This window comes from Streptomyces sp. NPDC111656 (assembly GCF_055656965.1).
The window spans coordinates 139,650-153,470 of record NZ_JBVKCA010000007.1 but is presented as its reverse complement, the minus strand read 5'-3'; the positions used below and the strand labels follow the sequence as shown (position 1 = coordinate 153,470).

The window sequence follows — 13,821 nt, the reverse complement described above, 5'->3', positions numbered from 1 at the left end:
GGGGCGCTCCGCCGGGAGGGTGGTTGTCCTGAACCGTGGGATGTGGGTCACTCGGCGTGAGATCGAGAGGCGAGGGCGGGGGGTGTCTTCGGGGTCTCAGGTTTCCCTCAGCGCGAACCACAACTCCATCCGTACGTCCGCGTCGTCGAGGTCCGCCTCCAGCAACGCCGCGCACCGTGCGATGCGTTGGCGGACGGTGTTGCGGTGGACGGAGAGGGCGACGGCCGTGCGGTCCCAACTGCCGTGCAGGGAGAGCCAGGTGCGGAGCGTCTCGGTGAGGGCGGGGGTGGCGGCGATGGGGGCGAGGAGGGCGCGCGCGTGGGCCGCGGCGTCGGCCGGGGGCACGAGATCCGCCAGGGCGGGGCGCTCGCCGTGGCGGACGAGGGGCGTGCGGGTCGCCCGGGCGCGGGCCAGGGCGCGGGCCGCCTGCCCGTCGGCGGACGCCCACTCGTGCGGGCCGACCGCCGCGCTGACCCCGCAGATCCAGCCCTGCTGCGCGGTCGGCTCGCGGTCGCCGGGGACGAGGACGCGTACGACGCTCCCACCGGTGTCGATGAGCGCGGAGCCCAGTGCCGCCCCCAGCGCGGACGCGGCGACGGCGTCCGGCGCCGGGCCGTCCGCCGCGGGGCGGGCGTGCACGACGGTCCACCGGTCCCCGCCGAGCAGCGGGGCCACCTCCTCGGGCGCGGCGCCCAGCAGGAGTCGTACGAGCGCCGCCGAGCGCGCCGAGCCGCTCCCGCTCTGCTGCTCCCCGGTGAGGAGGGCGAGCAGGACGGCCGCGACGGAGGCGATGGTGTGGTCCCCGGGGTCCCGGCGCGGCGCCGCGACCCCGAGGACGAAGCCCCGCCCGCCGCCGAGGGCGTACGCGGCCAGGTGGGTGCCGCCCACGGTGTCGGTCGCGGAGGAGGGGGTGGGAGTGGGGACAGGGGTGAGGGGTGGAGTGGGGCCCTGGGGGACCGCGGGCTGGGTTGCGCCGGGGCGGACGACGGCGGCCAGGGTGCCGAGTGCGGCCACGGGGTCGTCCTTCGGTGTTCTTCCCGCGCGGGCCAGCTCCGCGCCCTCCGGGCCGTACAGCACCGCCCAGCCGCCCACCCGCTGGGCCAGCTGCCGCAGCACCGCCGCCACCGGGTCCGGGCGCGCGGCGGCCGCCGCCAGGCTCTGCTGGGCCTCCGTGACCCGCCGCAGCTCCGCCAGCCGGGCCTGCGCCATCAACTGCCACACCGCGCGGGCCACGCCCGAGAAGGTGGTCTGGGGCGGGACCTCCAGCAGGGGCAGACCGGAGGTGTCGCAGGCCGCGACCAGGGCGCGCGGGACCGTGTCGTGCACCGGCGCCAGGCCGAAGCCGAGCGCCGCGCCGCCCGCCGCCACGATCCGGGAGACGTAGTCGTCGAAGTAGGTGCCCGAGCCCGCCGCCTCCGGGATGTGCACCCCGGCGGTCAGCAGCAGCTCACCGCCCAGCAGATACGGGTACGGGTCCGCCATCTCCGACGTGTGCGCCCAGTGGATCACCGTGTCCGGGTCGACGGGGCCCGCGATGTGGCGCAGGCCGAGGTCCTCCCGGGCCAGGAGGGCGGACAGCGGGACCGGTGGGGTGGGTGGGACAGGTTGGACAGGCTGGACCGGCGTGGCGGGTGTGGTGGATGCGGCGGATGTGTCCGGCACGGTGGACGTTCCCTCCATCCGGATCGGCTGCGATGGATGAAACGTACACTTCAGAGTCACCTTCCGGCCACCTAAGGTCAGTGCCGTCGGCAGCCGCGGGTACGGGCGTATGTCCCCGCGATCAGCTGCCGGACTCCCGGCCGGGTATCGCTCGCCCGGCCCGCGTCCCCACGTCCCCACGTCCATCTGCACGACACGCCACCGACGAGTGCGCGAAGGAGGGCCCCCTATGGCCATCGATTACACAGTGATCGTCGTCTATCTGGCCGGCATGCTGGCCATGGGCTGGTGGGGCATGCGCCGCGCCAAGTCGAAGAGTGACTTCCTGGTGGCCGGACGGCGCCTGGGCCCCGCGATGTACTCCGGCACCATGGCCGCGATCGTCCTCGGCGGCGCGTCCACCATCGGCGGCGTCGGGCTCGGATACCAGTACGGGCTCTCCGGCGCCTGGATGGTGTTCGCCATCGGACTCGGCCTCCTCGCCCTCTCCGTGTTCTTCTCCGCCCGCATCGCCCGCCTGAAGGTCTACACCGTCTCCGAGATGCTCGACCTCCGCTACGGCGGCCGGGCCGGTGTCATCTCCGGTGTCGTCATGTGGGCCTACACCCTGATGCTCGCGGTCACCTCGACCATCGCGTACGCCACCATCTTCGACGTCCTCTTCGACATGAACCGGACGCTCGCGATCATCATCGGCGGCTCGATCGTCGTCGCGTACTCCACGCTCGGCGGCATGTGGTCGATCACCCTCACCGACATGGTGCAGTTCGTCGTGAAGACCGTCGGCGTGCTCCTGCTCCTGCTCCCCATCGCGGTGATCAAGGCCGGTGGATTCAGCGAGATGAAGGCCAAGCTGCCCACCGAGTACTTCGACCCGCTGGGCATCGGCGGCGAGACGATCTTCACCTACGTGCTGATCTACACCTTCGGCATGCTCATCGGCCAGGACATCTGGCAGCGCGTGTTCACCGCCGGCAGCGACAAGACCGCCAAGTGGGGCGGTACCGTCGCCGGCACCTACTGCCTGGTGTACGCCCTCGCCGGCGCCGTCATCGGCACGGCGGCCAAGGTGCTCTACCCGACCCTGCCCAGCGCCGACACCGCCTTCGCGACCATCGTCAAGGACGAGCTTCCGGTCGGCGTACGGGGCCTGGTGCTCGCCGCCGCCCTCGCCGCCGTGATGTCCACGTCCTCCGGCGCCCTCATCGCCTGCGCCACCGTCGCCAACAACGACATCTGGGCCAAGCTGCGCGGAGCCGTACGGCCCCGGGGGGACGACCACGACGAGGTCAAGGGGAACCGGCTCTTCATCCTCGTCATGGGCATCGCCGTGATCTGTACCGCCATCGCCCTCAACAACGTCGTCGAGGCGCTGACCGTCGCGTACAACCTGCTCGTCGGCGGCCTGCTCGTGCCGATCCTCGGCGGACTGCTGTGGAAGCGCGGGACCGTGCACGGCGCGCTCGCCTCCGTCGTCGTCGGCGGGCTCGCGGTCGTCGGCCTGATGGCGACGTACGGCATCCTTGCGAACGAGCCCGTCTACTACGGGCTGCTGTCCTCGCTGGTCGCGTACGTGATCGTCTCCCTGGCCACACCCGCGACCGACCCGGCGGTCCTGGCCGCCTGGCGCGAGCGGCTGGCCGGGCGCGGTGCGGATGCCGAGGCCGAGCCGACGGCCGTGGTCGCCTAGCCGCCGCACCGCACCCCAGCCCCTGAAGAACTTCGGCCCGGGCGCCGCACGGCGCCCGGGCCGGGCGGTCCCCCTCAGCGGGGTCCGCGACACTGGAAGACGCATCACCCGCACCACTCACCACTCGCACCACGCATCACCCGTACCACCTGGAGGAGTCCGACGATGAGCAGCACCGAGTTCCCGGCAGCAGGCGGCAGTGAGCCACGCGGCCCCGTCGACTCGTCCCGTGTCCCGCGGTACGCGGGCCCCGCGACCTTCGCCCGGCTGCCGCGCCTCGACGAGGTCGGCCGCGCCGACGTCGCCGTGGTCGGCGTGCCCTTCGACTCCGGGGTCTCCTACCGGCCCGGCGCCCGCTTCGGCGGCAACGCCATCCGCGAGGCCTCCCGCCTGCTGCGTCCGTACAACCCGGCGCAGGACGCCTCCCCCTTCGCCCTCGCCCAGGTCGCCGACGCCGGTGACATCGCGGCGAACCCGTTCAACATCAACGAGGCCGTGGAGACGGTCGAGGCCGCGGCCGACGAGCTGCTCGGCACGGGCGCCCGCCTGATGACGCTGGGCGGCGACCACACCATCGCCCTCCCGCTCCTGCGCTCCGTCGCCAAGAAGCACGGCCCGGTGGCCCTGCTCCACTTCGACGCGCACCTCGACACCTGGGACACCTACTTCGGTGCCGAGTACACGCACGGCACCCCGTTCCGCCGGGCGGTGGAGGAGGGGATCCTGGACACGGAGGCCCTCTCCCACGTCGGCACCCGCGGCCCGCTGTACGGCAAGCAGGACCTCACCGACGACGAGAAGATGGGCTTCGGCATCGTCACCTCGGCGGACATCTACCGCCGCGGCGCCGACGAGGTCGCCGACCAGCTGCGCCAGCGCATCGGTGACCGCCCGCTGTACATCTCCATCGACATCGACTGCCTCGACCCGGCGCACGCCCCCGGCACGGGCACGCCGGAGGCCGGCGGCATGACCTCCCGCGAGCTGCTGGAGATCCTGCGCGGACTGTCCTCCTGCAACCTGGTCTCCGCGGACGTGGTCGAGGTCGCGCCCGCGTACGACCACGCCGAGATCACGGCGGTGGCCGCGTCCCACACGGCGTACGAACTGACGACGATCATGTCCCGCCAGATCGCGGCGGCCAGGGCTCAGGAGGCCGGGAACAAGTGACTCACGACCACGACCTGGTGCTCCGTCCGTCAGCGGCGCAGACGGAGGCCGCGCTGAATCCGCCCCCCGGCCGCAACGGTGGAGACCTGGTCGTGGAGACCCTCTCCGGTCTCGGTGCCACGACCGTCTTCGGCCTGCCCGGCCAGCACGCGCTCGGCATGTTCGACGCCCTGCGCCGGTCCTCGTTGCGGTACATCGGGCTGCGGGTGGAGAACAACGCGGGGTTCGCGGCCGACGCGTACGGCCGCATCACGGGTGAGGCCGCACCGCTGCTGCTCTCCACCGGCCCCGGAGCGCTGACCTCCCTGGCCGCGCTCCAGGAGGCCGCCGCGGCCTCCGCCCCCGTCCTCGCCCTCAGCAGCCAGATCCCCACCGCGGGACTGGGCGGCGGACGCCACGGCTATCTGCACGAACTCCCCGACCAGCAGGCGTCGTTCAGGGGTGTCGTCAAGTCCGTCCACACGGTCCGTACGCAGTCGCAGATCCCCTCCGCGATCGCGGCGGCCTGGGAGTCGGCGCTGACCGTCCCGCACGGCCCGGTCTGGGTGGAGATCCCGCAGGACGTCCTCCTCGCCGAGACCCACCTGCCGCAGGTCACGGCGATGGACGCGACCCCGGAGGACATCGTCCCGCGCCCCGAACTGACGGCGCTGGCGGCCCACTTGCTGTCCTCGGCGGCCCGCCCCGCGATCATCGCGGGCGGCGGGGTCGTACGGTCGGACGCGTCCGGCAAGCTGAAGTCGCTGGCGGAGAAGCTGAACGCGCCGGTCGTCACCACCTTCGGCGGCAAGGGCGCCTTCCCCTGGACCCACCCGCTCTCGCTCCAGTCCTGGCTGGAGGACCGGCACACCACGGACTTCCTGGAGGACGCGGACGTCCTGCTGGTCGTCGGCTCCGGCCTCGGTGAACTGTCCTCGAACTACCACACGTTCAAGCCCCGCGGCCGGGTCGTCCAGATCGAGGCCGACCTCGGCAAGCTGGAGTCCAACCACCCGGCGATCGGCATCCACGCGGACGCCAGGCTCGCGCTCTCCGCGCTCCTGGAGACCGTCGAGGACCGCCCCGACCCGACGGCGGCGGACCGCGTCCGCACGCTGCTCGACCGGGTGGGGGAGCGCATCGCCGCCCAGGAACTCACCCTGGAACAGGAGGTGCTGGCGTCCGTGCGCCGGGCCCTCCCGGCCACCTCCCCGTCCTTCTGGGACATGACCATCCTGGCGTACTGGGCGTGGTCCGCCTTCGACCCGCGCGGAAAGAACACCATGCACTCCGCCCAGGGCGCGGGCGGCCTCGGCTACGGCTTCCCGGCGGCCCTCGGCGCGGCGGCGGCCGATCCCACCCGCCCGGTCCTCGCGGTCTCCGGCGACGGCGGCGCGTTGTATTCGATCGCCGAACTCGCCACGGCGAGGCAGTACGACCTGAACGTCACCTGGCTGATCGTCGACGACGGCGGCTACGGCATCCTGCGCGAGTACATGACCGACGCCTTCGGCCAGGCCACGGCGACGGAGCTGACCCGCCCCGACTACGTGGCGCTGGCCGAGTCCTTCGGCGTCCCGGGGGTCCGTACGACCCCCGAGACACTGGAGGAGGACCTGACGAAGGCCCTCACAAGCCCCGGCCCGTCCGTGGTGCTGCTCCCGGCGGTGCTGCGAATGTTCGCGCCGACCCATCTCGGGAGCTGACGGCACGGTCGACCCCTACGGCCCGGTGGCCCGGGCCGTAGCCGGTCGACCGCCGACGCGTCCGTCTACCAGATCGCGTCGACCCACTCCGGGTGGTCGATGAACGGGTTGCGGTTGTGCTGGTAGCTGTCGTAGATGACCTGGTTGCGCTTCTCCTCGAAGGCGCTCGGCGGGTCCTCGTCGCTCCACGCCTTGAGCACGGAGAGCTTGCCGATGTACGGGTTGCTTCCGTTGTTCACCTTCTCGTTGGGCTCGAGGTCGGCGAAGCCGTCGCCGCCGTCGTAGCGCACCGCCATGTAGAGGATCATGCGGGCCACGTCACCCTTGTCCGCGTCACGCGGCTCGAACGAGTCGGAGTCGGTGAGGCTGCCGCCCCCGCCGCTCACCGTGCTGCCGCCGTTGTCGAAGTCCTTGTTGCCACGGATGCTGTTGACCTGGACGTCCGCGGGACGCAGGTGGTGCAGGTCCGTGCCGGGACCGGTCACCTCGCCGAAGTCGCCGTGGGACTTGGCCCACACGTGCTCGCGGTTCCAGTCGCCGACGTCTCCGCCGTTGAGCGACTTGGCGCGCGAGATGCCGCTGTACAGCAGGATCACGTTGTTGCTGTTGTTCGGGTCCTGGTCGGTGACCATGAGCGCGTTCCAGACCGCGGAGTACGAGATCTTGGTCTGGCTGCTGATGATCGTGTGCAGCGAGGACTTCAGGCTGCTGCCGGTCTTGCCGACCGCGTTCTTGTAGTACGTGCTGTCGTACGCGGTCGTCGTGGCGTTCGCGGGAGTGGCGGTCATCGTCGGCAGGGTGAGGCCTACCAGGACGGCTGAGGTGGTCAGCGCCAGCGTCTTCCAGCGGCGTACGTGCGTTGTCGCGGGCATCGTGGGGAGTCCGTTCTACGCGGGTTGATTGAGCGGGCAACCGGAGCGTGACATGGACATGCGTTTCAGGGAATGAACGGAGCGTGTCGGTTGGGTGACGGAAACCGGCAAGTCGCTGGTTGTGTGCGCGATCTGACGTACCAGAAGGCCCCCGCCCATGGGTCGCACGGGCAGGGGCCTTCCGGCGCTTGAGGACCGGTCAGTTCACGTCGGACGGGTCCAGGCGGTAGAGCGTCGAGGCCGACTGGGCCGACTGGCCGTTCTCCGACTCGGAGCCCGTGGCCGAACTCGACTCGGACGACGAGGTCTTGCTGTAGGCGCTCTCCTTCACCGCGGTGGCGTTCTTCTGCACCCAGGCGGTGACCGCGGAACTGGTGCTGTCGTTGCCGCCCATTCCGCCGCCCATGCCCGAGCCGCCGACCTGGATGTAGTGAAGCTCGCCCTTCTTCACCAGCTCCTTGAGCTTGGTGACCGTCATGCCCTTGTCGGTGCCGGTGAAGCCGTACATGGAGATGACGGGCTTGTGGGTGCTCAGGATCAGCTGCCCGGCGCTCTGCGAATTGGACACCGCGAGCAGCCACTTGGCGCCGTCCTGGTGCTTCTCCAGGTACGAGATCAGCTCGCTGCTGGTCTCGCCGCCCATGCCGCCACCGCCGCCGAAACCGCCGCGCTGACCGCCCGTGCCGCCCGGGGCCGTACCGTTCTCGCCACCGGCCTGGCCGCCCGGGAACTCGCCGTTCTGGCCGCCCGTGCCGCCGCCGGGGAAGCCGCCGTTCTCGCCGCCCTGCGGTGCGCCGCCGGGCAGTTCGCCGGCTCCACTGCCGCCGGGCGTCGCCTGGCCGCCCTGCTGGCCGGCCGCTTGGCCGCCCTGCTGGGTGCCGCCAGGCATCTCGCCGCCCGGACCCCCCGCGTTGCCGCCGGGGCCACCCCGTCCGCCGCCGAAGCCGCCTTGGCCGGTGGACGGCCCGGCGGTCGGATTGGTGCCGCCCATGCCGCCGCCCGCGCCGCCCGCACCGGCCGGGACGGCGAACGAGTACGCCGCCGGGCCCGCGAGAGCCGCGACGACCGCCGCCGCCAGGGACGCGGCCAGCAGCCGTACGCGGTTGCCGGAGCGGAAGACGTACAGGCCCACGACGGCCAACGCCATGACCACCGCGATGGCCGGCCACAGCCAGGTGTTCCAGTCGGTGGCCCGGCGCAACAGCACGACCGCCCAGATGCCGGTGACCGCGAGCCCGGCGGGCAGCACCCAGGACCAGCGGACGTCACCACCGCGCAAGGCACGCAGCAGCATGACGCCGCCGCCACCGCACAGGGCCGCGATGCCAGGGGCGACCGCGGTCGTGTAGTACGGGTGCATGGTGCCTTCGGCCGTGGCGAACGTCAGGTAGTGCAGCAGCAGCCAGCCGCCCCACAGCACCAGCGCCGCACGAGTCGGGTCGATGCGCGGGGCGCGCCCGCACAGCACGAGGCCGCCGACGAGGGCGATGCCCGCGAAGGGGATCAGCCAGGAGATCTGGCCGCCCAGGATGTCGTTGAACAGCCGGCCGAGGCCCGCGGAACCGGAGAAGCCGCCGCCACCTCCTCCGCCACCGCCGTTGCCCTCGCCGCCGAGGACGCGGCCCAAGCCGTTGTAGCCGAAGATCAGGTTCCAGGCGGTGCCGTCCGTCGAACCGCCGATGTAGGGACGGCTCTCGGCGGGCACCAGCGAGACGGCCGTCGCCCACCAGAAGCTGGACACGGCCAGGGCCACGGTGGCCAGCAGCAGGTTGCGGATCCGCTTCGCCCAGCCGAGGTGCGATGCGTACAGATAGACCGCGAAGACGGCGGGCAGCGCGATGTAGCCCTGGAGCATCTTCGTGTTGAAGGCGAGCCCGAAGCAGACCGCCGAGCCGAGCAGCGGGAGCAGCCTGCCGTCGCGGGTCGCGCGCAGTCCGAGGGCCGCGCCCGACACCATCAGGAGGAGGAGCAGGGTGTCGGGGTTGTTGTCACGGTTGATGGCGACGGTGATCGGGGTGAGCGCGAGCACGAGCGCGGCGAGCGCGGCGGCGGCGTGGCCGAACACCCGCTTCACGGAGGAGTGAAGGATCCAGATCGTGCCGAGGGCGGCCGCGATCATCGGCAGCATCATCTGCCAGGTGCCGAAGCCGAAGATCCGGCACGACAGGCCCATGACCATGAGTGCGAGCGGCGGCTTGTCGACGGTCAGGAAGTTGCCCGCGTCGAGCGAGCCGAAGAACCACGCCTTCCAGCTCTGGGTTCCGCTGTAGATCGCGGAACTGTAGAAGCTGTTGAGGCCGGAGCCGGACAGGTTCCAGGAGTACAGCACCGTGGCCAGCGCCATGATCGCGATCAGGGCGGGGAGGGACCAGCGGGGCGCGGCGGAGGTGGGGGACGGCTCCTGGGGCGGCGCGGCGGCCGGTGCGCCTGGGGCCGCGGAGCGGCCGGGGGCCGGGGGCAGTGGGTCGGTGGCAGATGTCACCAGTGCACCATGCATACCGCCGATGGGTATGGACTGTGCCGTGCCTGGGGGCGAGCTGTGGATGGATGAGATGCGGGTAAGAGAGCCGGCCCCTCACCAGTGCACCGGCAGTGCTCGGTGTCTTCAGGCGCGCAGATGGCCGCCTTTGACGGCTGTGACGAACGACGACCAGTCGGCGGCCGTGAAGACCAGCGCGGGGCCGTGCGGGACCTTGGAGTCGCGGACGGGGATGCCGGAGGGGTGGTGGTCCAGTACCTCGACGCAGCTGCCGCCCTCGTTCCCGCTGTAGGACGACTTGCGCCAGCCGGTCAGTGCGGCAGCGTCCAGGATGGTGCGTTCAGTCATGGCGTCCGTAGTCCTTTGCTGTCGCCCTCATCAGGGCCAGTGACTCCTTCAGCGGCATCGCGTCGCCTAGCGCGAGATCGTAGATGCCTTCGAGCCGATCGACCATGGCAGGCGTGTCGTGGACCTTGCCCATATGCAGGCCCTCGCCGTAAGCGACCGGCGGCTGGTCCTCGAACTTCATCAGCGTCAGCATGCTCTGCATGAGTGGATGGACACCGAGTTCGAAGGGCAACACATAGAGGCGTACGCGGCCTCTCTCGGCGAGACGAACCATGTGCATGATCTGCTCCGCCATGACATCCCGGCCGCCCACGGCGCGACGTAGCACCGCCTCGTCAAGCAGCGCCCAGACTACGGGCGTCACCGGGTCGTCGAGGATCTTCGCGCGCTCGAGGCGTGTGACAACGAGCCTGTCACACTCCTCTTCACTCGTGGGAGGGAAGGACGTGCTCAGAACCGCACGTGCGTACCTTTCCGTCTGAAGGATGCCAGGGACGAACGACAGGGCGAACTCCCTGATCATCACCGCCTGTTGTTCGAGCAGCCGCGCGGCCTCGAAGTAGTCGGCGACCGCCGCGTCCTCGACCGGCAGGAAACTACTCAGCACATCCCCCGTGTTCAGAGCCCTGTCCAGCCGCCGCGCATCCTCCCGGGAGGGAATCCGGCGCCCCGCCTCGATGTGCGCGATGTGCGAACGGGTCATGACCGCCGCGTCGGCCAGCTGCTGTTGTGTCAGCCCCGCCGTCTCGCGCTGCTGCTTCAGCCAGTCACCGTACGTGCTGGTCATGGCCAACTCCTTTGTGACAAATGCCTGGTCACATCCCACCCCCTGGCGAGCCTAGCCCCACTCGTCTCACTCTGTAGGTGGACCGCTACGCAAAGCGATGTTCCTGCGCCCGAAACCAACGGAGTTGACGACATGAGCCACCGGGTCGCCCGCCTCTTCGAGCCGCTGTTGCGGCTGCTGTTCCCCGGTTCGGGGCGCCGCCGTCGCGCGGCCACCGTCACCGCTCCGGCGTACCGACGTCCCACCCTCTTGTACGCCCCTGGCCAGACGGCCCGCCGCGTCGGTTCTCGACCTCTGCGCGGCGAGGACCACGAGATCGTCCGCCCCTACCTCGTCGCCCATGAGCGGAGCGAGAAGGCGCGTAGGCAGCGGGCCCGGCGGCGCGCCCTGTGGCTGGCCGTGCACGGCGTCGACATCGGGCCGCGGTTCATCCATGGCGTGGAGGTGGCCCCGTGATCACCGGCGGGACGGAAACGGCACGGCTGCTCCCGTGGTCCGGCGAGGGCGGCAAGCCCTGCTATCTCGTCGGCGACGGGACCGGCTACCTCTCCCGGGTCGCCGACGCCATCGAGGGCGTGCAGCTGGGGATGTCCGCCGCACTCCTCGACCATGCGGCCGACATGCTCGACGACCACGAGGTCACTGCCGCCCAACTCCGCTTCCTGGCGGCCCGCATGGCCGAGGCGCTGCGTGACGTACACCGCATCGCGGAGAGCAGGGGAGCCCGCCTTCCTCTGCCGACGCCTGACGGTCCTGACGGCATCGAGGATGAGGATGACGTCGCCCGATGGATCAGCGCCGACACCTGACGGTTTCCCGACAGCGCGCAGCCCGCCGCCCGTCACTCGCCGGAACCCTCCGGATGCCCTCCGTCACCGAACCTCGAACTTCCCCGCATCGCACTTCCCTCCTGGGAACACGCGTACAACTTTCGGCTGCCTGAACGAGTCATGAGAGGCGAGTGCGCCACAGGCGCGCTCGTATTGGTCGAAGGGGATGGGGAACCTCCATGACTCACCGGATATCCCGGCGTGCCCGTGTGCTCGCGGCGAGCCTCGGCGCCGGGGTGATCGTGCCGTTCGCGGCCGCCGCCGCGCCGGCCGCCGCGGCGGCACCGCAGGTCAGCTGTACGTCGAGCAAGGCGGGCTTGGCCGTCAAGCTGCAGAAGGACATCACCGCGGCGCTCAGAGGCCGCGCCGGCACCGTGGCCGTCGGTCTCTACGACCGTACGGCGAAGACCACCTGCACCCTGCGGAGCAGCACGGCGTACGACTCCGCCAGCGTCGTCAAGGCCACCGTGCTGGCCACGCTGCTGTGGGACGCCAAGAAGCACAACCGGTATCTGACCAGCCGCGAGCAGACCCTCGCCACGGCCATGATCACCAAGTCGGACAACAACGCCACCAGCACGCTGTGGAAGCAGCTCGGCGTGACCAAGGTGAAAGGTTTCCTCGCCGCCGCCGGGATGACCCAGACCAAGCCGGGTGCCAACAACTACTGGGGGCTCACCCAGATCACCGTCCGGGACGAGCAGAAGCTGCTCGCGCTGCTCACCGCCAAGAACTCCGTGCTGAGCGACAACGCCCGCGCCTACGAGCTGAAGTTGATGGGCAAGGTCATCTCCTCGCAGCGCTGGGGCACCCCGGCCGGAGCGCCCTCCTCGGTCGCCGTGCACGTCAAGAACGGCTGGCTGTCGCGTGCCACGCACGGCTGGCGGGTGCACAGCATCGGCACCTTCAACGGCGCGGGCCACGACTACATGATCACCGTGCTGACGCAGGACAACAGCACCATGCAGTACGGCGTCAACACCATCCAGGCCGTCGCCAAGGCCATCCACAAGGACCTGGTGCCGACCCCCTCCATGACCAGCGCGAGCGTGCTGCGCTACGTGCCCACGGCCAACCCCCAGGAAGCGATCCCGGCGGTGCCGTCCGCGGGCTGACGCTTCACGAGGCGGTCTCCCGCGCGTCACCCGGCCGCCCTACCGTGACCGGCATGCGCATGAGATCCGCACTCGCCACCGTCACCGCCGGCCTGGCGGCGGCCACCTGTGTGACCGCCGCTGCTCCGGCCGACGCCCACAGCGGCACAGCCCCGGGCGTCCACGCCTGTTCGCCCGCCGTCTCGATCACGAGCTACTCCGACGCGCTCGACAAGACGACGTACGACGGCACCTTCGTCGGCAACCTCTCCGCGCTCGCCGTCGACCGCGGCGGCCGGATAGCCGCGCTCTCCGACCGGTCCTCGCTCTTCACCCTGGACCGCGAGACGCTGAAGCCGACGAGCGTCGTGAACCTCGTCGACGAGAAGGGCGCCGCGCTCGACTCCGAGGGCCTGGCCGTGGACCGCGACGGCACCCGTCTCGTCACCTCCGAGACCGAGCCCTCCGTACGCCGCTACGAGCGCGACGGCACCCTCGTCGGAAGCCTCCCCGTACCGGACGCGCTCAAGGTCGCTCCCGCGGGCCGCGCCACCACCAACCTGACCTTCGAAGGGCTCACGCTCCTTCCCGGCGGCCACACCCTGCTCGCCGCCATGGAGGGGTCACTGAGCGGTGACACCGCCGGCATCGTGCGCTTCCAGACCTGGGAGCGAACGCGGCACGACTTCCGGCTCTCCGCCCAGTACGGCTACCGCACCGACACCGGCCTCGGCGTCTCCGAGGCGCAGACCACCCCCGACGGCCGCCTCCTCGTCCTGGAGCGCGGCTTCACCGCGGGCGTCGGCAACACCGTCCGCCTCTACCTCGCCGACCTGCGCCACGCCACGGACACCCGCCGTGTCGACACCCTGACCGGCCAGGACGGCGTGCGGCTCGCCCGCAAGACACTCCTCGCCGACCTCGTGAACTGTCCTTCACTGGGCGCCCAGGCCAAGCAGCCCCAGCCCAACCCCCTCCTCGACAACATCGAGGGCCTGACGGTCACCGGCCGCACCCCGGACGGCCGTCTCCAGCTCCTCCTGGTCAGCGACGACAACCAGAACGCCGTCCAGACCACCCGCCTGTACTCCCTGAGCGCCCGCCTGCCGCACACGGTGAACGACTGATTATTGCGGAGGGATGAAATCCGCTTGTTTCAGCGTTGGTGTCTTCCGGTGGAGTGAGATCTACGGAAGGCACCGGC

General features: G+C 71.0%; 12 protein-coding genes. 7 read left to right on the top strand and 5 right to left on the bottom strand.

The features are described 5' to 3' along the window. Positions 1-96: 96 nt before the first annotated feature. The gene (locus tag ACZ7M3_RS22245) at positions 97-1,680 is read right to left on the bottom strand and encodes a PucR family transcriptional regulator (protein ID WP_472065408.1); all 1,584 of its coding nucleotides are present in this window, start codon (positions 1,678-1,680) and stop codon (positions 97-99) included. 211 nt (positions 1,681-1,891) lie between these two features. Here ACZ7M3_RS22245 and ACZ7M3_RS22240 point away from each other — a divergent pair, with 211 nt between their 5' ends. The 3 genes from ACZ7M3_RS22240 (at position 1,892) to ACZ7M3_RS22230 (ending at position 6,207) form a co-directional block, all read left to right on the top strand. After that, a complete protein-coding gene (locus ACZ7M3_RS22240) occupies positions 1,892-3,352 on the top strand; it encodes a sodium:solute symporter family protein (protein WP_472065407.1) in 1,461 nt (486 codons plus the stop codon). 165 nt (positions 3,353-3,517) lie between these two features. Beyond that, the gene (speB, locus tag ACZ7M3_RS22235) at positions 3,518-4,522 is read left to right on the top strand and encodes an agmatinase (RefSeq protein ID WP_095854515.1); all 1,005 of its coding nucleotides are present in this window, start codon (positions 3,518-3,520) and stop codon (positions 4,520-4,522) included. Then, positions 4,519-6,207, top strand: coding sequence for a thiamine pyrophosphate-binding protein (locus ACZ7M3_RS22230; RefSeq protein WP_472065406.1), 1,689 nt, complete (start codon positions 4,519-4,521; stop codon positions 6,205-6,207). The genes speB and ACZ7M3_RS22230 overlap by 4 nt, the downstream gene beginning before the upstream one ends. Before the next feature lie 65 nt (positions 6,208-6,272). Here ACZ7M3_RS22230 and ACZ7M3_RS22225 read toward each other — a convergent pair whose 3' ends face one another. From ACZ7M3_RS22225 to ACZ7M3_RS22210, 4 genes are all read right to left on the bottom strand, one after another. Beyond that, the gene (locus ACZ7M3_RS22225; RefSeq protein WP_472065405.1) at positions 6,273-7,079 is read right to left on the bottom strand and encodes an endonuclease I family protein; all 807 of its coding nucleotides are present in this window, start codon (positions 7,077-7,079) and stop codon (positions 6,273-6,275) included. A 199-nt stretch (positions 7,080-7,278) separates the two neighbouring features. Next, positions 7,279-9,561 (bottom strand): ArnT family glycosyltransferase, encoded by a 2,283-nt coding sequence (locus tag ACZ7M3_RS22220; RefSeq protein WP_472065403.1) that lies wholly within the window; start codon positions 9,559-9,561, stop codon positions 7,279-7,281. Positions 9,562-9,684: 123 nt separating this feature from the next. Next, a complete protein-coding gene (locus ACZ7M3_RS22215; protein WP_355617039.1) occupies positions 9,685-9,906 on the bottom strand; it encodes a DUF397 domain-containing protein in 222 nt (73 codons plus the stop codon). After that, positions 9,899-10,693, bottom strand: a complete 795-nt coding sequence (locus tag ACZ7M3_RS22210) for a helix-turn-helix domain-containing protein (protein ID WP_472065401.1) — start codon at positions 10,691-10,693, stop codon at positions 9,899-9,901. The genes ACZ7M3_RS22215 and ACZ7M3_RS22210 overlap by 8 nt, the downstream gene beginning before the upstream one ends. A 132-nt stretch (positions 10,694-10,825) precedes the next feature. Between ACZ7M3_RS22210 and ACZ7M3_RS22205 the strand changes: the two genes are divergently transcribed. From ACZ7M3_RS22205 to ACZ7M3_RS22190, 4 genes are all read left to right on the top strand, one after another. Further along, positions 10,826-11,149, top strand: a complete 324-nt coding sequence (locus tag ACZ7M3_RS22205) for a hypothetical protein (protein ID WP_472065399.1) — start codon at positions 10,826-10,828, stop codon at positions 11,147-11,149. Beyond that, positions 11,146-11,502 carry a hypothetical protein gene (locus tag ACZ7M3_RS22200; RefSeq protein ID WP_472065397.1) on the top strand — a complete coding sequence of 119 codons (357 nt, stop codon included), beginning with the start codon at positions 11,146-11,148 and terminating at the stop codon, positions 11,500-11,502. The genes ACZ7M3_RS22205 and ACZ7M3_RS22200 overlap by 4 nt, the downstream gene beginning before the upstream one ends. 200 nt (positions 11,503-11,702) lie before the next feature. Next, positions 11,703-12,638 carry a serine hydrolase gene (locus ACZ7M3_RS22195; RefSeq protein ID WP_472065395.1) on the top strand — a complete coding sequence of 312 codons (936 nt, stop codon included), beginning with the start codon at positions 11,703-11,705 and terminating at the stop codon, positions 12,636-12,638. Positions 12,639-12,691: 53 nt separating this feature from the next. Continuing rightward, entirely contained in the window at positions 12,692-13,744 is a 1,053-nt protein-coding gene (locus tag ACZ7M3_RS22190) for an esterase-like activity of phytase family protein (RefSeq protein WP_472065393.1), read from the top strand. Positions 13,745-13,821: the final 77 nt, after the last annotated feature.